The following is a 20065-nucleotide window of genomic DNA, read 5'->3' as shown; positions in this document are numbered from 1 at the left end:
TCACGACCCGAGCAGCGACTGTTCGGTCCACACGGTCTTGCCCTCGCGCGTGTAGCGGGTGCCCCAGCGCTCGGTCACCTGGGCCACCAGGAACATGCCGCGTCCCCCCTCGTCGGTGGTGCGGGCCCGACGCAGGTGCGGTGAGGTGTGGCTGGCGTCGGCGACCTCGCAGACAAGACGTCGTTCACGGATGAGTCGCAGGGTCACGGGGCCCGTGGCGTAGCGGTAGGCGTTGGTGACCAGTTCACTGGCGATCAATTCGGTGGCGAACGCCAGGTGTTCCAGTCCCCACAGGGTGAGTTGCGTCGTGGCGAGCGCTCTGGCCTGTGCCGCGGCGGTCGGCCCCACCGGCAGTTGCCAGGAGGCGACGTTCTCCGGTGGCAGGACCCGGGTGCGTGCGATGAGCAGGGCGATGTCATCAGCGGGCTGCCCGGGCACGAGGGAGTCGACGACCGCCTGGCACATCTTCTCCAAGGGGTCCGCCGGGTGGGTGAGCGCTGTGCACAGCCGTCGCAGGCCCGTGTCGACGTCCAGATGGCGTTCGCCGATGAGTCCGTTGGTATAGAGCGTGAGCAGGCTGCCCTCGGCCAGTTCGATCTCCCGCGTTTCGAATGGCAGCCCGCCCAGGCCGAGCGGTGGGCCGGGGGGCAGGTCGAACAGGGCTGCCTCTCCGTCCGGCGAGGTCACGACCGGTAGCGGGTGACCGGCTCGCGCCGCGGAGCATCGGCGGGAGACGGGGTCGTAGACGGCGTACAGGCAGGTGGCGCCGATGATCTGCTCCCCCGCGGGTCGCTCGTCGGCTGTCTCTTGTTCGGCGGCGAGGAGGCTGACCAGGTCGTCCAGCCGGGAGAGCACCTCGTCCGGTTCCAGGTCGAGGGTGGCAAGGGTGTGCACGGCGGTACGCAGTCGGCCCATCGTGGCAGCGGCGTGCAGTCCGTGCCCCACCGCGTCGCCGACCACGAGCGCGACCCTGGCCCCCGACAACGGGATGACGTCGAACCAGTCACCTCCGGGTCCGGGAGCCGTACTGGCCGGGAGATAGCGAGGGGCCACTTCGAGGGCCGGCTGGTGCGGAACGGTCCTCGGCAGCAGGGTGCGTTGCAGGGTGGACGCGGTCTGCTGCTGTTGGGTGAAGCGTCGAGCGTTGTCGATGCTGACGGCGGCGCGCGAGGCGAGTTCCTGGGCCAGGGTGAGATCGTCGGCCTCGAACGGCTCGGGGTGCCGCGACCGCCACAGGCTCATCACGCCCAGGACCAGGCCCCGCGCGGCCAGGGGCACCACGATCAGGGAATGAGCCGAGAGGTCCGGCGCCTGCTCGCCCCGGCGCGGCTCCGCCAGAAACCAGTCGGGCGAGAGGACGGGTTCGAGGAGGGGACGCCCGTCGGCCAGGCATCTGGCCTGTGGGGTGCCGGGTGCCGGGTGCACCGGCTCGCCTTCCGGGGGCGGCAGGTCGGGCTGCCGGACCGCGAGGCCGCGGACCGCGACCCGTACGACGGGCCCCGCCAGTGCCTGCGCCGGCTCCTCGCCGCGCGTCACCGGTTGCGACAGGTCGACGGTCACGTGGTCGGCCAGGTGGGGAACCATGACATCCGCGAGCTCGCGGGCCGTCTGCCGCACGTCGAGCGTCGAACCGATACGGGCACCGGCCTGGTCGAGGAGCGCCAGGCGACGTCGGGCCCGATGGCGCTCGGTGACGTCCTCCACCGTCTCCGCCACTCCGAGGACCCGCCCGGCGGGGTCCTGCAGCAGGAAGGCCGAGACGGACGCGGCCCGCACGCGTGTCGGATCCCGCTCCAGACGGGCGTACTGCTCACTGGCGACCAGTGATTTTCCGCTCTCCATCACCTGACGTACCCGTTCCACGGACCTCCGCGCGTCCTCGGCGACCAGCAGGTCGCCCGTGGGCATTCCCGGGAAGGAGGCGGCCGGCATCCCGGTGAACTGCTCGATCGCCCTGTTGACCCGCAGAATCGTCATCTCGGGGCTGTGCACGACGAGGCCGACGGGGCACCGGCGGAACAACCCGTCGAGGACCGCACGGTCCCTCTGCCACTCGAGAACCTCCGCAGCGGGCGCCCCGACGAGGAACCATTCGCGGACCTGGTCCATGCGCAGCAGCTCACGGGCCCGGAAACCCATCTCCACGAGCCGCCCGCCGCGATGCCGCACGGCCAGTACGCCGAACCAGCCGCCGTCTCTCCTGCACATCGCCGCGGCGTCCTTGGCGGCCGGCAGGTCGCCGGGATCGATCAGGACCTCGAAGGCCGGACGGCCGATCACCTCGGACCCCGGGTGGCCGAGCAACTCCTCGGCCCGCCGGCTCCAGCCGACCACGGTCCCCCGGTCGTCGAGCACCGCCGAGGCGGCGCGGTGCAGTGCGAACGGATCGTCCGGGCTCTCACTGAGCACTGTCATCCGCTTTTCCACCCCGGACACCACCTCGTATCGGATACCGATGTGCTCCACCCTCGTTCTTCGGGTGTCGTGGCTCCTTGCTCCACGATGGATCCGCCCTGCCCGCCCCGCCACAGGTGCGGTACGCGTGCCGGAACAGCCCGTCACGTCAGGCTGGAGGGAACGATCCCATAGCGGCGCATCTTGCGGTACATCGTGGCGCGGGAGATGCCGAGGTCCTGCGCGGTCCGCTGGACGTTGGAGTTGTGGTCCATCAGCCCCCGCAGAATGGCGTCGCGCTCCAGCGCCTCGATGGTGGTGAGGACCTTGTTCGACGACACCCGGCATTCCGGGGGCAGGTCCTGCGCCTGGATCATCCGGCCCGAACGCTGCCGCGCCAGGCCGCGGATCACCGACTCCAGCTGCCGTACGTTCTCCGGCCAGGGACATCGCCGCAGCACGGTCAGCGCATCCCCGGAGAAACGGCTCTCACCGCTCGGCCGGTACTTGCGCAGGAAGAACCGCGCCAGCTGCTCGGTGTCCCCGTAGCGATGGCGCAGGGCGGGCACCTCCACCGAGGCGCCGCAGAGCCGGTCGAGCTCGTCGTCGGCGCCGACCATCGACGGCTGGCTGGTCAAGACCACCTGCGCGGTCGCGCCGCCGTCCCGCCGCAGCAGCAGGTCCGTCAGCCGCTGCCGCAGCTGGTCGCCCAGCAGGTGGACATCGCTGAGGAGGAGTACGTCGGACCGCTCGGCGAGCAGTTCGCCGATGTCGTGCAGCCAGCACTCGGTGACGGCAGGTGAATCCGACAGCGGCGCCTCCCGTGTCTGAAGCCGGCGTCCTGCGCCGTGGGCCCGGTGCAGGGCCTCGACCAGCGTCCTCTTGCCGACGCCGGCTTCGCCCAGGAGATGAAGCCATGTCCCGGCGACGAACGCTGTCTCGCTGTCGGCGACCGCGCGCAGCCAGTGCGGGGCCGAGCCCACCAGTCCCAGGCCGGAGCGGACCGGCGGGACGGAAAGCGCGGGTGTGGACTGGGCCCGTCCGATCAGCCGGACCCGGAAGACGGCGCCCGCGTCGCTGTCCTCGCGCCGGCAGCGACTGATCCTGAGTTCGGCGACGCGCCCCGAGGGCAAGGGGATGCTGCGGGTCCCCTCCAGCCGGGGATGGTCGGCCATCTCACGGGCGTGGTCGAGCAGCGCATGGTGATCGGGACCGGTCACGGCGGTGCTGAGCTGCTCGTTCATCATGACGACATCGCGGTTGAGAGCCAGCACGGGTCCCGGGCGCGCCGAGGAGCACGCCTCCATGTAGTCCTGGAAGAGCGCCCGCTCGCGCCGCGAGGTGATCGCCTCGATCTCGGCCTCGATCTGGGCCGCGACCGAGCGGGCGAAGGCCATCAGCATGCCGTCGGAGCCTTGACGGATGCTGGTGAGATTGAACGCCCCCAGCAGGGTGCGCCGAGTGGGATGCAGGATCGGTACGGCAGCGCAGTGGAACTCCCGCAGGTCCTCGACGTAGTGCTGCCTCCCGGCGATCACGACAGGGCGGCCGCTGGCCAGCGCGGTCCCGATGCCGTTGGTGCCCACGTACCGCTCGGAGAACACATGGCCCGGGGCCAGACGCACACGATTGAGGTGCGTCGTCAGACCCTCGTGGGACACCTTCCGGGACAGCACGACGCCGTTCCGGTCTGTGATCATGGTGGAGACCGGGTCGTCGGCGAGCTGCTCGTGCAGCGTGTCCAGGATGGGCAGCGCCGCCCTGGCCAGGGGGCTGTCCAGATTGGGGTTGTCCAGGTAGGGGGCGTTGAGGCTGCCCGACTTCACCTCGTACTCGATCGAGCGTTGCCATGAGGCGACCACGAGCGGCCGGGCGCTCGGATCGTTGGTGACCTCCAGATAGAGCTCTCTGGCTGCTCTCAGTGAGTTCCCGGGTTGGTGTCGGGGCATTTAACACTCCCGTGCGGCGCGCGTCACATTCCTCGGTGGAGTGATTGGAACAGCCCGGCGGGCTCGCGCCTACGGCGTGTATCACATTGAGATACGTCATCGGCTACGGCGGCCACCTCCACGTGCCGACCATCGACGTCATCTCCACGGAGATCAACTTCATCGGCAATCTCGTGGGGTCCTACAACGACCTCTCCGAGCTGATGGTGCTGGCGGCCCGCGGCAACGTCGCCCTGCACACCCAGCGGTACCCCCTCGCCTCCTTCCGGCAGGCCCTCGACGACCTGGACGCCGGTGCCGTGCGCGGCCGAGCGATCTTGATCCCCTGATACGCAGGAGAAGCCTGATGCGCAGCAGACCGTATACGCGTGTGGTCGCCGTCGCGGCCGTGGCGGCCCTGACCGCCACCGCGTGCACCGCCCAGAGCGAGGCACAGCACAAGTCCAAGCAGAAGGCCGCGCTGTTCAAGCCCGGCTCGGAGATCAGCTACCAGAAGTACGGCAAGAGCTACCCGGCGACGAAGGTCAAGGACGGACCCGGCCCCTGCAGCTACGAGTCGATCAGCCGCAAGGACTACTCCGGACAGACGCTGAAGATCATCAGCCATGCCGTTCCGGTCATCGGTGAGCCGACGCAGCTGCACGCCAAGCAGTTCGAGGAGATCACCGGCGGGAAGGTCGAGGTGGTCAACGTCCCCTTCGGCGAGCTGCACCAGAAGATCCTCACGCCCCTTCAGGCGGGCCAGCCGGCGTACGACGTCATGTTCTACCCGTCCCTGTGGATCGGGGACATGGCCCCGTACCTGGCACCGGTGCCGGAGGAGTACCTGAACACCCCCGGCATGCGGGACGTCACCCAGTCCTACATGGACGTGGCGACCTGGGACGGGAAGGTCGTGCAGTACCCGGTGGACGGTGACCGGCACTACCTCAAGGTCCGCACCGATGTGCTGAAGGACCCCAAGTGGCAGGCGGAGTACAAGAGGGCCACGGGCAAGGATCTGAAGGTCCCCACGACCTGGGCGGAATACCAGGAGACGGCCGAGGTCTTCAGCGGCAAGGACTTCGACGGCGACGGCAAGAAGAACTACGGCAGCGCCGAGGTCACCAAGCGCGATGACCTGACCTTCTCCGCGTTCATCAGCCGTGCGGCGCCGTACGTGAAGAACCCGAAGGTCAAGGGCGGTGTCTTCTTCGACGCCGAGACCATGAAGCCGCTGATCAACACGCCCGGCTTCGTCCGCGCCCTGGAGGACATGGTGAAGGCGAAGTCCACCTGGGCGCCCGGCGGCGCCAACTTCGGCCTGGGAGACGAGATCTTCTCCTTCGGAGGCGGCCAGACGCTGATGTCCTACTCCTGGGACGACGCCTTCATCCAGGCCCAGCAGCCGGACAGCAAGATCCGCAACACGGTTCAGGCGGCGCCGCTGCCGGGCTCGTCGGAGGTCTACAACCGCACCACGAAGGCGTGGGACAAGAAGGCCAATCAGGCGGCCTACTTCACCTGGGGATGGACCTCCGCGGTGGCCAAGGCGTCCAGCCACCAGGAGATGGCCTTCGACTACCTGTGTTTCTTCGGCAACGAGGCCAACACCGCGCTCGACCTCACCATCGGACGTTTCGGCGTCAACCCCTACCGCATGTCCCACTTCGACCCGGCGTTCTGGGAGAAGCAGGGCTGGGACAAGGACGTCGCCGAGGCGTACGTGAAGACGCTCTCGGGCATGGAGGAGAACCCCAACCGCGTCTTCGACCTGCGTGTGCCCGGCGTCAACCAGTACATGTCCGCGCTGGCCAACGGCGTCGCCGCGGCGCTGGCGGGCCAGGAGTCCCCGCAGCGGGCACTGGACGGCGTGGCCGGCGAGTGGGCCGAGATCACCGACCAGATCGGCAAGGACAAGGTCCGCAGCGCCTATCGCAACGTGGTCGCGCTCGAGGACAAGTCCTGATCCGAACGCAGGACGCCCCGGGTGGCCGGACCGCACCGGCCGGCCACCCGGGCACTCCCGCCCCTTCCGCAAGGAGAACCATGGACGGCCTGCGCCGGCACAAGGGCATGTTCCTGCTGCCAGGACTGCTCACGCTCTTTCTGATCATCATTTTCCCGCTGCTGTTCACGATCCGCGTCAGCTTCTCCGGCTGGAACGTCAGCAACCCTCGGATGGACTTCATCGGAGGGGCCAACTACACCGCGATGCTGCACGACAGCCGCTTCTGGGCCTCCATCACCCGGCTGATCCTGCTGGCGGGCGGCACCGTCCTGATCCAGTACATCATCGGGTTCGGCATGGCCCTGCTGGTCTGGCGCGAGGTACGCGGCCGCAGATTCTGGCGGGTGCTGTTCCTCGTCCCCATGATGACCACTCCCGTGGTGATGGCCGCCATCTGGCAGACGATCTTCCATGAGTCGCTCGGGCCGGTGAACGACCTGCTGGGGATGGTCGGCCTGACGAACGTTCCCTGGCTCACCGAGTCCGGACCGGCCCTGGTCGCGCTGATGACCGTCGAGGTCTGGCAGTGGACCCCCTTCATGTTCCTGTTGCTGCTGGCCGGCCTGCTCAGCCTGCCCAGGGAACCGTTCATGGCCGCCGCGATCGACGGCGCCGGCACCTGGCGCACCTTCCGCAAGGTGACCTTCCCTCTGATGGCACCGGTCTCGGTCGCGGCGGTCGTCATCCGGCTGATCGAGGCGTCCAAACTCTCCGACAGCGTCTACGTCCTGACGTCCGGCGGGCCGGGCTCCTCCACGGAGACTCCCGGTTACTACCTCTACATCCAGGGGCTCCGCGATCAGCAGACCGGCTACAGCGGGGCGATGTCCCTGGCCTACCTCGTCCTGATGATCGTCACGCTCACGGTCGTCGCCGCCCTGCTCACCAGGGCCTTCAAACTGAAGGGAGCCTCATGAGGTCGCGTCTGTATCCCGTGTTCAAGTACACCGTGATCGCCCTGTGGGCCTGCTTCGTCGCGGGACCCTTCCTCTGGGCGATGACGACCAGCTTCAAGAACGCCAACGCCGTCCAGGGCGGTGCCACCTACGTCCCGTGGGTGCAGTACGAGCCCACCCTCACCGGCTGGCGCAACATCTTCGGCGGAGCCGGCGGCGTCGATGTGATCGATCCCTTCATCAACAGTGCGGTCGTCACCATCGCCGCGTCCGCCATCAGCCTGGCCCTGGGGTCCCTGGCCGCCTACGCGCTGTCCCGCTACCGGTTCAGGCTGGGCTTCATCAAGAACAGCGACATCGTCTTCTTCTTCGTCTCCCAACGAATCATGCCGCCCGTCGTCCTGGTGATCCCCTTCTTCTACCTCCTGCAGTGGGGCGGCCTCCTGGACACCGTCCCGGGCCTGGTCATCGTGACGGTCGCGCTCCTGCTGCCCATCGCGGTCTGGGTGATGGTGGACTTCTTCAACGGCATCCCCCGGGAGATCGACGAAATGGCGATGCTGGACGGCTGCCCGCCGTTCCAGACCTTCGTACGGGCGATCCTGCCGAACTCCCTGCCCGGGCTGACCGTCGCGGCGATGTTCTGCGCCGTGTTCGGCTGGAACGACTTCTTCTTCGCCTTCCGGCTGACCTTCACCGAGGTCCAGACCCTGCCCCAGGCAGTCGTCGCCCTCAACTCCTCCATTCCACCGTGGTGGACGCTGTCCGCCGCCGCGCTCTTCGGCGTGGCACCGCTGATCCTGCTCGCCCTCTGGGTGGAGCGCCTGCTGTCCAAGGGAAATCTGTCGGGAGCGGTCCGATGAATCTGAACGCCACTGATCTGTGCCTGACCGTCGACGGCGTCGACCACCTCAGGAACGTGACCGCCACCTTCCGGCCGGGACGGCTGCACACCGTCATCGGCCGGACGATGGCGGGGAAGACGACGCTGCTGCGGGCCCTGGCCGGCCTGCAGCAAGTGGACTCCGGCTCGCTGACCCGGGCGGGAGAGGACTTCCTGAAGACACCGGTATGGCGGCGCGACACCGCCATGGTCTACCAGCAGTTCATCAACTACCCGCACCTCACCGTGTTCGCCAACGTGGCCTTCCCGCTGAAGCGGGCCGGGCTGTCCCGGGACGAGATCCGGCGTCGGGTCCGGCACAGCCTGGCGAGCGTGGGGCTCACGGACTTCGAGAAGCGCAGGCCCTCCCAGCTCTCCGGCGGCCAGCAGCAGCGAGTCGCGATGGCTCGCGCCCTCGCCCGCGGTACCGGCATCCTCCTGCTCGACGAGCCACTGGCGAACCTGGACTACAAGTTGCGCGAACAGCTGCGCGACGAGTTCAAGGCCCTCTTCTCTGACCAGGGCGACACGATCGTCGTCTACACGACCACCGAACCCGCCGAGGCGATGATGCTCGGGGACGTGGTCCTTGTCATGCACGAGGGGCGGATCGTCCAGACAGGCACCCCGCAGGAGGTCTTCGAACGCCCTGCGACCACCACGGTGGCCTCCATCATCAACGACCCGCCCATGAACATCTTCGCGGGCCGGCTCGAGGGCGGGCAGGTCACGGTGGCCGGCTTCGAGGCCACGCACATCTCCGCGCACCTGGCCGATCTGCCCGACGGCGCCTACATGTTCGGCCTGCGCGCCACCGACGTCAGCCTGGCCGCCGGCGGAGTCGAGGGCGAGGTCACGTTCGTCGAGATCTCCGGCTCCGAGACCTTCGTCCATGTGGCCGTCGGCGAGATCCCCTTCGTCGTGCAGATCGAGGGCATCCACGACGTCGCCCTCGGCGACCTCGTCAAGCTCCGGTTCCGTCCCGACCGGCTGTTCGCCTTCGACGAGCAGGGGGCGCTCGTGCGGACACCCTCATACGATCTCGCTTCAGTGGAAGGGCGTTGACATGGCGCAGTTGGACATCGTCGACGTCGGGCACGCGTACGCGCCCGGTGCCGAGGAGGAGCGGTGGGCTCTCAAGCCGCTGAAGCTGACCTTCGAGTCCGGCAGGACCTATGCCCTGGTCGGGCCCTCGGGCTGCGGGAAGACGACGCTGCTGAACATCCTGTCCGGCCTGGTCAGACCGTCCCGGGGGCGGGTGCTGTTCGACGGCGTCGACGTCACCCCACTGCCCACGAAGGCTCGCAACATCGCTCAGGTCTTCCAGTTCCCCGTCATCTACAAGTCGATGACGGTCTACGACAACCTCGCCTTCCCGCTGCAGTGCCGGCGCTGGGACAAGGCGAGGGTCGACAGCAAGGTCCGGCAGGTCGCCGAGGCCCTGGACCTGCACGACCGGCTGAAGCAGCCCGCTCGCGGGCTCACCGCCGACGACAAGCAGCTGATCTCACTCGGCCGGGGCCTGGTCCGGGACGACGTGGCGGCCGTCCTGATGGACGAGCCGCTCACCGTGATCGACCCTCAGCTGAAGCACTCGCTGCGGCGCAGGATCCGGGAGATCACCGAGCAGTTCCGGCCCACCGTGATCTATGTGACGCACGACCAGTACGAGGCGATGAGCTTCGCGCAGGAACTGATCGTCATGAAGGACGGCCGCGCCGTGCAGCAAGGCACCCCTGAGCAACTGTTCGAGGCGCCCTCGGCCACCTACGTCGGCTACTTCATCGGCTCACCGGCGATGAACTTCCTGACCGTGGACCGCGGTGACGGGCCCTTCGTGCTGGGCGGCCGGCCGCTGTCCTTCGCATGGGACATCCCCCGGAGCACCGCCGAGGTCCAGGTCGGCGTCCGGCCCGAATACGTCAAGATCGTCACCGACCCCGGCCCCAACACCTTCCCCGGCCGGCTGCGGAGCGTCAGTGACCACGGCGCGCAGCGCGTGCTCGAGGTCGAGGTCGCCGGACAGCCCGTCAAGGCGAAGATGCCCCGGGAGGAGGGAGTTCCGGTCGGCGAGGAGGTGCTGGTGCACCTGCCACGTGCCAAGGTCCTTCCCTACGCCGACGGCACGTTGGTACTCCGGTCGTGACGATCCGTCCGCCATTGCCGCGACGTGTCCGGTGTCGTGGGGCCCACAAGCCGGCACCGGCAAGCCGGGTTCGTACGATCGTGTCGCCATGAGCCCTGTTTCCCGCAGGCGCGGCCGGAACGCGAGCACGGCCCGCCTGCCCCATCAGCGAAAGGACTCCCATGATCTTCATCACCGCCAAGTTCCGAGTCCGTCCCGAGCACGCCGACCGCTGGCCCGAGATCAGCGCCGACTTCACCCGGGCGACGCGCGCCGAGCCCGGGTGCCTGTGGTTCGAATGGTCGCGCAGCGTGGACGAGCCGACCGAGTACGTCCTGGTCGAGGCCTTCCGTGACGACGAGGCCGGGGCCGCACATGTGCAGTCCGCGCACCTCAAGGCCGCGCAGCAGACGCTGCCGCCCCATCTGGCCGAGACACCGCGCATCGTGAACGCGACGATTCCGCAGGACGACTGGGCGCTCCTCGGGGAGATGGCGGTACCGGGACAGGAGTAGCGCGGCGGGCCGGCCGGCTGTCAGGCGAACCGCCCGCGCGCCACCGCCTCTTCGAGCGTCGCGGGGTCCAGCCCGGCCACGTCACCGAGCTCCTTGGTCCGGGCCAGGTACGCGCGCTGGGCCTCCAGCGACTCCGAAGTCGTGGTGGCCGCCAGCCATTCGGCGCCCTCGAACCGCAGTCCTTCCCGGAGCGGAAGGGAGCCTCCCTCCCGGACGGCCCGCTTCACGGCCCCGATCGCCGCTTTCGGCCGCCGGCCCAGCCGGCCCGCGTGCTCGACGGCCTCCTGGAGCAGCGCGTCGGGTGGTACGACTCTGTCCACCAGGCCCACCTCCTGGGCTTCGGCCGGGCTGATGGGTGTGCCCTCCAGTGAGATCTGCAGAGCACGGCGTCCGCCCAGCAGGCGTGCCAGCCGCTGGGTGCCGCCGGAGCCGGGCGGGAACCCGAGGAGGATCTCCGGCTGGGAGATGCCGAAGCGCCCGTCGGCCATGAAGCGGTAGTCGCAGGCCAGGGCCAGTTCGCAGCCCCCGCCACCGGTGTCCCCGTTCAGGGCCGCGACCCAGACGGCCGACGAGGTCTCGATGGCGTGGAGGACGTCCTTCATCTGCTCCCAGGCCATGAGCCCCACCAGTGGCGAGCGGGCAAGCAGTGCGCTGCCGCCCGGCACCTTGAGCACCGCGCCGGTGAGCCGGAGCCCGGCCCGGACGACCGAGGCGCTCACCTTGGGAGACCGCTTGGCGCCTCCGTGGATCAGCCGTACGTCGAAGTGGGCGAGGAACCGCGACGCGTGGGTGCCCGTGAGCACCACGGCGCCCACCGCCGGATCCGCGTCCGCACGGCGTGCCAGCGCCCCGAGTTCCAGGACCATCTCGCGGGTCATCAGCGCGGAGGGCGGGCTGTCGAGCCGTGCCACCAGGACGTTGCCGTGCTGTTCGACGAGCACGGTGCGGTGCGTCATCCTGCCTCCCGGGCATGTCGGGGTCACCGGGTCGAACGAGCGGAGCACCCGATGGCTGAGGTCAACGTAGGCGCGCGGGAAGCGGGCGTCGTTGACCGATCACGCCACAGACTTGACCGATCGCGCCAAGGCCGGACCATGGAGGTCATGGCTTGGGTGCGCTCAGCGGCACTGCGTGGGGTCCGGCGGACCGTCGAGGAGCTCGGCGGGGACGCCGACGCCCTGGCACGGTCGGCCGGAGCCCCGAGGGGCGTGCTCGACGACGACGAGCTGCTGGTGCAGGACACCACCGTGGCCGTCCTCCTCGAAACCGCCGCTCGCCGGCTCGACTGCCCCGACCTCGGACTACGGGTCGCCCTCGAGCAGGACCTCAGCATGCTCGGCCCGCTGGCCGTTGCAGTGCAGAACTCCGCGACCGTCGCCGAAGCCCTGGAATGCGCGTCGCGCTATCTGTTCGTCCACGACCGCAATCTGCGCGTGGCCCTGGGGACCGATCCGCACGGCGATCGCACGGCGGTCGCCGTGCGGTACGGCTACCCGCCGGGCGCCCGGGTGCCCCCGCAGAGCGTCGAGATGGGTCTGCTCTTCCTCCACCGCGTCCTGATCTCCTTGCTCGACGGACCGTACGGCCTGCGGACCGTCGAACTGCCGCATCATGCCGTGGCCGCACGCGCGCGCTACGAGGAACTGTTCGGGTCCCAGGTGAACTTCGCCCAGCCGCAAGCGCTCCTCCGTGTCGCGAGTGATCTTCCCGGACGCCCCGTCCAGGGCGGCGACCAGCTGACCCGCCGGGTGGCGCTCGCCTACCTCGAGGCCCAGCCCTCCGTCACGGGCAACGCTATGACGAGGCGTGTCAGAACACTTCTGAAGCAGTCACTTGGCACCGGCCCCGGCACCCTGGCCTTCGCCGCACGCACACTCGGCATGTCGCCGAGGAGCCTGCAGCGTCATCTGTCCGCAGCGGGAACGACCTTCGCGGCAGTCCTCGACGACGTCCGGCGTGAACGGGCCGCGGATCTGCTCATCCAGTCGGATCTGCCGCTGGCCCAGGTCGCTCGCAACATCGGGCTCAGCGAGGCAGCCGTCCTGAGCCGCTACGCACGGCGCTGGTGGGGCACGACCGCGCGTGCTGTCCGCGACCACGGAGTGCCCGGCGAATAGGTCACCCCGGCACGAGCCGTGTGTCGCACCGGGCCCCCTCTTGTCTCGGACGGCACGGCACCCGTACGCTCCCTCTCCATACCGACTAGCCGGTATGAACTCGGGGAATGTCGCATGGACTGCCGAAGGAGCCGCCGGAGATGAGCACGATCAACCGCCAGATACGCCTGGCCGCACGCCCCGTAGGAGAGCCGCGCCCCACCGACTGGGAGCACGTCGAGGAGCCGGCCGGGCAGCCCGGCGACGGCGAGTTCCTGGTGCAGGTGCTCTGTCTGTCGATCGACCCCGCGATGCGCGGCTGGATGAACGCCGGCCGGTCCTACATCCGCCCGGTGGAGATCGGCGAGGTGATGCGCGCCGGCGCGGTCGGAAGGGTGATCGCCTCCCGCCACTCCGGGTTCGCGGTCGGCGACCATGTGTCGGGCACGTTCGGTGTGCAGGAGTACTGCGTGTCGGACGGGCGCGGCGTGACCAAGGTCGACCCGGCGGCGGCCCCCTTGCCGACCTATCTCGGCACACTCGGCATCCCGGGCCTGACGGCCTACTTCGGCCTGATCGAGGTCGGGCGTCCCGAGCCCGGGCAGACCGTCGTGGTCTCCGGAGCGGCCGGGGCCGTCGGCAGCGTCGTCGGGCAGATCGCCAAGATCCTCGGCTGCCGGGTCATCGGTATCGCCGGTGGCGAGGCCAAGTGCCGGATGGTGGTCGACGAGTTCGGGTTCGACGCCGCGATCGACTACCAGAGCGAGGACCTCCGCAAGGCGCTGCGCGAGCACGCCCCCGATGGCGTCGACGTGTACTTCGACAACGTCGGCGGCGACGTGCTGGACGCCGTACTGCTGCGGCTGGCACGCGGCGCCCGCGTCGTCGTCTGCGGCGCGATCTCCCAGTACAACAGCACCAAGCCGCAGGGCCCCGCCAACTACCTGTCGCTGCTGGTGAACCGCGCCTCCATGACGGGCATCGTGGTGTTCGACTGGGCCGACCGGTACGCCGAGGGCATCGCGCAGATGGCCACGTGGCGGGCGGAGGGCCGGCTGAAGTCCCTGGAGGACGTGGTGTCCGGCTCGGTCACAGAGTTCCCCGAAACCCTGATGCGCCTGTTCCGTGGTGACAACCGCGGCAAGCTGGTGCTGAAGATCGCGGACTGACCGGGCCGAGGGGAGGAAGGGAAAGGGAGGGAGAGATCCGATGAAGGCACTGACCTACCACGGCCGTCACGACATCCGCTACGGCGAGGTCCCCGACCCTGCCGTGACCAGCCCCGCCGACGCGGTGGTGCGAGTGACCGCGGCCGGGATCTGCGGCAGCGACCTGCACATCTACGGCGGGAACGGGTTCAGCCCTGAACTGGGCTACACGCCGGGACACGAGTGCGTCGGCGTGGTCGTCGAGACCGGCGGCCAGGTCACCCGCTTCCAGCCCGGCGACCGGGTTCTGGTGCCCGCCTCGGTCGGCTGTGCGCACTGCCGGCAGTGTGCGGCCGGGTTCACCGCCCGGTGCGAGCGCGCCAAGTCGAGCACGGAGCTCTGCTACGGAGTGAGCCCGCAGCTCCAGGGCAGCCAGGCCCAGGTCCTGGCCGTGCCCTACGCCGACGTCAATCTGGTGCACCTGCCCGAGGACATCTCCGACGAGGCCGCCGTCGTCCTGACGGACAACGCCCCCACCGCCTGGTACGGCTGCCGTCGTGCCCGCATCCAACCCGGTGAGACCGTCCTGGTCGTCGGCCTCGGCCCGGTCGGCCTCATGGCGGCCCAGTCCGCCTTCGCGATGGGCGCGGCACGGGTGCTGGGCGTGGACCTGGTCGCGGAGCGCCGTACCTTCGCCGCGGGCCTGGGCGTCGAGCCGGTCGAGGGCGACGACGTGCGGTCGGCCGTCCGGGAGATGACCTCCGGTCGCGGGCCGGACGCCGTGGTGGAGGCCGTGGGCTCCGACGCCACCATCGAACTCGCCCTCAAGGCCGTCCGGCAGGCCGGCCGGGTCAGTGTCATCGGGGTCAGCCAGAACAAGGCGTTCCCGTTCCACATGGGGCTGGCGCAGGTCAAGGAACTGGAGTTCGCCATCGGGCTGTGCTCGGTGCACTACGAACTCCCGCCCCTGATCGCCCTCACCCGGGCCGGCCGGATCCAGCCCGAGGTCGTGATCTCCCACCGCTTCGCCCTCTCCGAAGGCCCCGCGGCGTACGAACTGTTCGCGGGCCGCTCCGACGGTGTCCGCAAGATCCTTCTCGACCCGGCCGGCTGACCACTCCCGCCACTCCCGGCCATTCACTTGCTAAGCGTTCAGCCAGTCTCCTAGGGTGAGTCCCTCGGAGACTGGAGGTCGCCATGTCACAGCGCAACGAAGCCGCCCGGCAGACCCGTCCGCGGCTGACGCCGCTCCCCGAAGAACAGTGGGACGCACGGACCCGGGAACTGCTGGCCATCGCACCCCACGACCCCGGGGGCCGGATCCCGAACATCTTCACCACGCTCGTGCGTCATCCCGATCTCTACGAGCAATTCATGCCTTTCGGCGGCCAGTTGCTGAGCAGGGGCCGACTGCCGGGAGAGCTGCGCGAGTTGCTGATCCTGCGCACCGCGTGGAACACCGGCGCACGGTACGAGTGGGGACGGCACCTTCCCCTGGCCAGGGCCGCGGGCGTGACGGACGCGGACATCGACCGCGTCACCGAGGACCCGGAAGCACCCGGCTGGACGGACCTTCAGAGGCACCTGCTCCGGGCGGCGGACGAGCTGAGCCGCTCGGCAACGATGTCCGACACCACCTGGGAGGCTCTGGCAGAGCACTTCGGCGACGCCGAACTCATCGAGATCACCATGCTGGTGGGGCAGTACCACATGGTGGCCTTCTTCCTGAATGCCACCGGTGTGGAACTGGAACCGGGTTTCGACGGCACCGGCTTCGCGGAGGAGGAAAGGGACCATGGGTGAGGGCCGCCCGGAGCAGCCGGCCCGTCATCTGACCGGCCGCAAGGTGCTGGTGGTCGGTGCGGGCACCCGCCCCGACGACGACCCACGGGCGCCGGTCGGCAACGGCCGGGCGATCGCCGTCCTCGCCGCCCGAGAGGGCGCCGACGTGGCGTGCGCGGACGTGGCCGCCCCGGCCGCCGCCGCGACCGCCGAACTCGTCGGCCGCGAGGGGAGGTCGGGCATCACGGTGGTGGGTGACGCCACGGAAGCCCAGCAGTCGGCCGCCATGGTCGCTGAGGCCGTGCGCGGACTGGGTGGGCTGGACGCACTGGTGGTCAACGTGGGGGTGGGTCTCGGCACCGGGCTGGAGGGCTCGTCCCCCGAAGACTGGGACCAGGCGCTCGCCCTGAATCTGCGTGCGCCCTTTCTGGCCGCCAAGTACGGTCTTCCGGCGCTGGCCGACGGAGGGGCCGTCGTGTTCATCGGGTCCGTCGCGGGACTGCGCGCGGCCACGAACTCGCCGGCGTACGACAGTTCCAAAGCCGGCCTGTTCGGGCTCACCCGCCATGTCGCCAAGGAGGGAGGGGCCCGCCGGATCCGCGCCAACCTGGTCGTCCCCGGTCTGATCGACACACCCATGGGGCGACAGGCCTCCGCCGGGCGGGCGTCCCGTACTGCCTCGTTCGAGCGCATTCCCCTCGGTCGCCAGGGCACCGCTTGGGAGGTCGCGGAGGCCGTCACGTTCCTGCTCTCCGACCGCGCCTCCTACATCACGGGCCAGAGCCTGGTGGTGGACGGCGGGCTCAGTGCCGTATGACGCGCGACCGGGAGGTCAGCCCTCGCCCCGCGTGGCCGTGAGTCCGAGCAGCAGCGTCTCGTGGGCGGCTCGTGCGATGTCCGCAAGGCGGGTGCGGGCGGAGTCCAGTTGATACTGCAGGAGCACGCCGCGAGCGACGCTCTCCACCAGGAACGCCTGCGCGACCGTGTCCAGGTCCGGCCGGATACTGCCGTCCGCGATCCCGCGCCGGATGTCCTCCTCGACACCGGTCCGCACCAGGCTGAGATGCTCGGCCATCACGTCCTTGACGCCGTCGGCGCTGCCGACCGCCTCGACGAGCAGCACCAGCAACGCACGCGCCCGTAGCCCCGGCCCGGGTTCGGCCAGCCGGGCGAAGAACTGGTCCAGCTTGGCCAGTACCGCTTCGAGTCCGCTCATCCGGGCGTACCCGGGCCGGGCCCGGAGCACGTCGATGAACGTCCCGCGGATATCGGCGACCACGGCCTCCACGAGCCCAGCCTTGGAGGTGAAGTGGTAGTTGACCATGCCTCGGCTGACTCCGGCACGGTCGCCGACCTTCTTCACCGTCAGACTGCGATAGCCCTCCTCCGCGAGGATCTCCACCGCCGCCTTCAAGAGCCCGCGGCGGGAGGCCTCGCGCTGCTCATCACGCCTGGTCGCGGGGCGTGCGGCCCCCTTGGTTGGTTCGCTCATCGGACCAGCAGTATGCCATTTCCGGTTCGGTCCCCCGCCCCGTGGCGGTGACATCCCCATCCGGCCATTTCCGGTCCGTCGGTGGACACGAGGCGGTCTGAATGGAACGCTCCCTCCAGACCGAGGGGCGGTACCCACGAGGCGCGCCCCCGGAAGCGCCGACGCCGTTCCCCGTACGAGCCGCGCATCGCTCACCAGCACGAAGTCCTGGCAGAAAGCCGAGTCCTGGTACGCCCTGATGCCTCTCCGAGAGGGGTTCCACATGAAGTGCACAGCCGTCACGGCCGCCATCGCCGTCGTCCTCCTCGCCACCGCCCTGCCTCCCGTCGCCCATGCCGCGGCTCCCGCGCCCTCCGGGCCCGCGGAGTTCACCGTGGACACCACGTCCGACACGGTCGACGCCGACGTGGCGGACGGCCGGTGTCGCACCGCCTCGGGCGCGTGCAGCCTGCGTGCCGCGGTGATGGCCGCCAACGCCCGGCCGGGCAGTACGATCACGCTGCCTCCCGGCCACTACAAGCTGACGATCCCGCCCGACCCGCGGCTGATCATCGGCGACAACCCCGACCCCACCACGGGCGACCTGAACGTCGCCGCCCCCGTCACGATCAAGGGCGCGGGCGCGCGGACCACCGTCATCGACGCCAACCGCCTGGACCGGGCCTTCCGCATGCAGGCGGATAGCCGGCTGTCCGATCTGACGATCACCGGAGGAAAGACCGCGCAACGCGAACTGCCCATCACCGACACCGGTGGGGGCGCGATCGCCAACGGACATCACATGACGCTGCGACGAGTGGCCGTGACCGGGAACTCCGCGGGTTACGGCGGCGGCATCTTCAACGTCCCGGACTCCCACCTCGATCTGATCGAGAGCACCGTCAGCGGGAACGTCGCGGGAGAGGCCGGCGGCATCAGGTTCGACGACACCGGCACCGTGACCAACTCGACGATCGCGGACAACCGGGTGACGAACCCCGGCGACCGCCCCGGCAGCCTCGCCGGTTACGGCGGAGGCATCGACATCAGGGGAACGGGGCCCGTGGAGATCCTCAACTCGACCATCACCGGCAACAGTTCCAGCGATGGCGGGGGCGGGATCAACATCGCCCCCGCCTATCTCGACAGCCTGCCCTCACCGATCCCCGACATCATCGATCTGCCCCTCGGGCGCATGACGCTGCGCAACTCCGTCATCGCGAACAACACCGTCGACGGCGCGCCCGCCGACTGCGAGAAGGCCTTCGCCACCATCACGTCGCAGGGCCACAACCTCGACGGCGACGGCAGCTGCCGGCTGACGGGCGCGGGCGATCTGCCCAGCCGCACGCCCCTGATCGGACCACTCGCGGACAACGGCGGCCCCACCGACACCGTCGCGCTGCGGCCCGGCAGCCCCGCCCTGGACGCGGCCGACGGCTGCCCGGCCACCGATCAGCGCGGCGTCACCCGCCCCCAGGGCGCCGCCTGCGACATCGGAGCCTTCGAGGCCACGTCATGATCCCGCGCCGCGCCCCCTGCCCGCACCGTCACTCGGAGGGACGGGTGAGAGTCCCGCGCCTGCGCCCCACTCTGGCCCGCGCCACAGCCGCCTTCGCGGCCCTGTTCCTGTCCCTGACCCTTCCCCCGCCCTCTGCCGGCGCCGCTTCCGGCCCCGACTCCTTGGTCGTGCGCACCGACCGGGGCTGGGTGCGGGGCGCGGCCGTCCGCGACGGCGGGCGGGTCTTCCAGGGGATCCCGTTCGCCGCCCCGCCGACCGGTGAACTGCGCTGGCGTCCGCCGCGACCCGCGGCGCGGTGGTCCGGCGTACGGAACGCCACCGCACCGGCCCACCCCTGCCCCCAGTTACCGCTGACGCTGCTCCCCGACGGCGGCCCCGTCCTGCCCGGCGAGTCCAACCGCACGGGTAGCACCGTGGAGGACTGCCTGTACCTCAATGTCTGGACACCGCCCCGCGGCAGCGGCCGGCCGGCGCCGGTGCTGGTGTGGCTGCACGGCGGCGCCAACGCATACGGCGCGGGCAGCGACTACGACGGTGCCGCACTGGCCGCGCGGGGCGTGGTCGTGGTGACGGTCAACTACCGCCTCGGAGCACTGGGGTTCATGGCCCATCCCGCCCTGTCGGCCGAGAGCGCGGACCACGCGTCCGGCGACTACGGCCTGATGGACCAGCAGGCGGCGTTGCGCTGGGCGCGGCGCAACGTCGGTGCCTTCGGCGGCGACCGGAACCGGGTGACGCTCGGCGGCCAGTCCGCCGGATCGGCGGACACCTGCCTCCACATCGCCTCGCCGACCGCGAAAGGCCTGTTCCACCGGGCGATCCAGCAGAGCGGAGCGTGCGCCGGGGGCGGCGGTCTGACGCCCCTCACGCTCGACGCGGCCGAGCGGAAGGGCAGCGACTTCGCGGCCTCGGTCGGCTGCGCCGACCCGACGACCGCGGCGGGCTGCCTGCGTGCCGTACCCACCACCGACCTCATCCGCGCCACCGGGCCAGGGACGGCCTCCCTGTGGGCCCCGAACACCGGTCCCCGAGTCCTCCCCCGCCCCCCGCACACGGCGTGGGCCGAGGAGCGGGTGAACGCGGTCCCGACGCTGAGCGGCAACACCCACGACGAATACCGCTACTTCACCGCGCTGTACATGGATCTGCTCGGCGGCGGCCCACTGACCCCCGACTCGTATGTCGCGCTCATCAGGCTCCAGTACGGCGACCGCGCGGCCGCGGTCCTGGACACGTACCCCGCCTCGGCGTATCCGTCCCCCAACCTGGCCTACTCCGCCGTCGGCACCGACCA

18 protein-coding genes are annotated in these 20065 nt (G+C 70.0%); 14 read left to right on the top strand and 4 right to left on the bottom strand.

Annotation, left to right across the window (positions count from 1 at the left end):
* Both SSQG_RS36075 and SSQG_RS36070 read right to left on the bottom strand, forming a co-directional pair.
* Positions 1–2415, bottom strand: a complete 2415-nt coding sequence (locus SSQG_RS36075; protein WP_039935727.1) for a SpoIIE family protein phosphatase — start codon at positions 2413–2415, stop codon at positions 1–3.
* Between the two features lie 143 nt (positions 2416–2558).
* A complete protein-coding gene (locus SSQG_RS36070; protein WP_003994937.1) occupies positions 2559–4343 on the bottom strand; it encodes a sigma-54-dependent Fis family transcriptional regulator in 1785 nt (594 codons plus the stop codon).
* A gap of 86 nt (positions 4344–4429) precedes the next feature.
* Here SSQG_RS36070 and SSQG_RS36065 point away from each other — a divergent pair, with 86 nt between their 5' ends.
* From SSQG_RS36065 to SSQG_RS36035, 7 genes are all read left to right on the top strand, one after another.
* Complete coding sequence (locus SSQG_RS36065) at positions 4430–4672, top strand: hypothetical protein (RefSeq protein ID WP_052310399.1); 243 nt, start codon at positions 4430–4432, stop codon at positions 4670–4672.
* A gap of 17 nt (positions 4673–4689) precedes the next feature.
* On the top strand, positions 4690–6291 hold the full coding sequence (locus SSQG_RS36060; protein ID WP_003994935.1) for an extracellular solute-binding protein: 1602 nt from the start codon (positions 4690–4692) through the stop codon (positions 6289–6291).
* Positions 6292–6371: 80 nt separating this feature from the next.
* A complete protein-coding gene (locus tag SSQG_RS36055; RefSeq protein ID WP_003994934.1) occupies positions 6372–7250 on the top strand; it encodes a carbohydrate ABC transporter permease in 879 nt (292 codons plus the stop codon).
* Positions 7247–8092, top strand: coding sequence for a carbohydrate ABC transporter permease (locus SSQG_RS36050; protein WP_003994933.1), 846 nt, complete (start codon positions 7247–7249; stop codon positions 8090–8092). Before SSQG_RS36055 ends, SSQG_RS36050 begins: the two co-directional genes overlap by 4 nt.
* Positions 8089–9177, top strand: coding sequence for an ABC transporter ATP-binding protein (locus SSQG_RS36045; RefSeq protein ID WP_003994932.1), 1089 nt, complete (start codon positions 8089–8091; stop codon positions 9175–9177). Before SSQG_RS36050 ends, SSQG_RS36045 begins: the two co-directional genes overlap by 4 nt.
* 1 nt (position 9178) lies before the next feature.
* Positions 9179–10258, top strand: a complete 1080-nt coding sequence (locus tag SSQG_RS36040) for an ABC transporter ATP-binding protein (RefSeq protein WP_039934398.1) — start codon at positions 9179–9181, stop codon at positions 10256–10258.
* Positions 10259–10419: 161 nt separating this feature from the next.
* Positions 10420–10752: a putative quinol monooxygenase gene (locus SSQG_RS36035; RefSeq protein WP_003994930.1), complete on the top strand. Its 333-nt coding sequence runs from the start codon at positions 10420–10422 to the stop codon at positions 10750–10752.
* A 20-nt stretch (positions 10753–10772) separates the two neighbouring features.
* Here SSQG_RS36035 and SSQG_RS36030 read toward each other — a convergent pair whose 3' ends face one another.
* Positions 10773–11708, bottom strand: coding sequence for an enoyl-CoA hydratase/isomerase family protein (locus SSQG_RS36030; protein WP_039934395.1), 936 nt, complete (start codon positions 11706–11708; stop codon positions 10773–10775).
* Positions 11709–11855: 147 nt separating this feature from the next.
* On the opposite strand from SSQG_RS36030, the gene SSQG_RS36025 reads away from it, so the two are divergent.
* From SSQG_RS36025 to SSQG_RS36005, 5 genes are all read left to right on the top strand, one after another.
* A complete protein-coding gene (locus tag SSQG_RS36025; protein ID WP_003994928.1) occupies positions 11856–12869 on the top strand; it encodes an AraC family transcriptional regulator in 1014 nt (337 codons plus the stop codon).
* A 140-nt stretch (positions 12870–13009) separates the two neighbouring features.
* Positions 13010–14017: an NADP-dependent oxidoreductase gene (locus tag SSQG_RS36020; protein ID WP_208865694.1), complete on the top strand. Its 1008-nt coding sequence runs from the start codon at positions 13010–13012 to the stop codon at positions 14015–14017.
* Between the two features lie 40 nt (positions 14018–14057).
* A complete protein-coding gene (locus tag SSQG_RS36015) occupies positions 14058–15110 on the top strand; it encodes an alcohol dehydrogenase catalytic domain-containing protein (RefSeq protein ID WP_003994926.1) in 1053 nt (350 codons plus the stop codon).
* 83 nt (positions 15111–15193) lie between these two features.
* Positions 15194–15799 carry a carboxymuconolactone decarboxylase family protein gene (locus SSQG_RS36010; RefSeq protein ID WP_003994925.1) on the top strand — a complete coding sequence of 202 codons (606 nt, stop codon included), beginning with the start codon at positions 15194–15196 and terminating at the stop codon, positions 15797–15799.
* A complete protein-coding gene (locus tag SSQG_RS36005) occupies positions 15792–16595 on the top strand; it encodes an SDR family NAD(P)-dependent oxidoreductase (protein ID WP_039934393.1) in 804 nt (267 codons plus the stop codon). The genes SSQG_RS36010 and SSQG_RS36005 overlap by 8 nt, the downstream gene beginning before the upstream one ends.
* A gap of 15 nt (positions 16596–16610) precedes the next feature.
* Here SSQG_RS36005 and SSQG_RS36000 read toward each other — a convergent pair whose 3' ends face one another.
* Complete coding sequence (locus SSQG_RS36000) at positions 16611–17270, bottom strand: TetR/AcrR family transcriptional regulator (RefSeq protein ID WP_003994923.1); 660 nt, start codon at positions 17268–17270, stop codon at positions 16611–16613.
* Positions 17271–17532: 262 nt separating this feature from the next.
* Here SSQG_RS36000 and SSQG_RS35995 point away from each other — a divergent pair, with 262 nt between their 5' ends.
* Together SSQG_RS35995 and SSQG_RS35990 are read left to right on the top strand one after the other, a co-directional pair.
* Positions 17533–18771 (top strand): choice-of-anchor Q domain-containing protein, encoded by a 1239-nt coding sequence (locus SSQG_RS35995; RefSeq protein WP_106434233.1) that lies wholly within the window; start codon positions 17533–17535, stop codon positions 18769–18771.
* Between the two features lie 44 nt (positions 18772–18815).
* On the top strand, positions 18816–20065 hold a 1250-nt coding region (locus tag SSQG_RS35990), incomplete at its 3' end, for a carboxylesterase/lipase family protein (protein WP_052310398.1).

This window comes from Streptomyces viridochromogenes DSM 40736 (assembly GCF_000158955.1).
Classification (GTDB): Bacteria; Actinomycetota; Actinomycetes; order Streptomycetales; family Streptomycetaceae; genus Streptomyces; species Streptomyces venetus.
The sequence above is the reverse complement of the archived record's forward strand: the minus strand, read 5'-3'. Positions and strand labels throughout refer to the sequence as shown.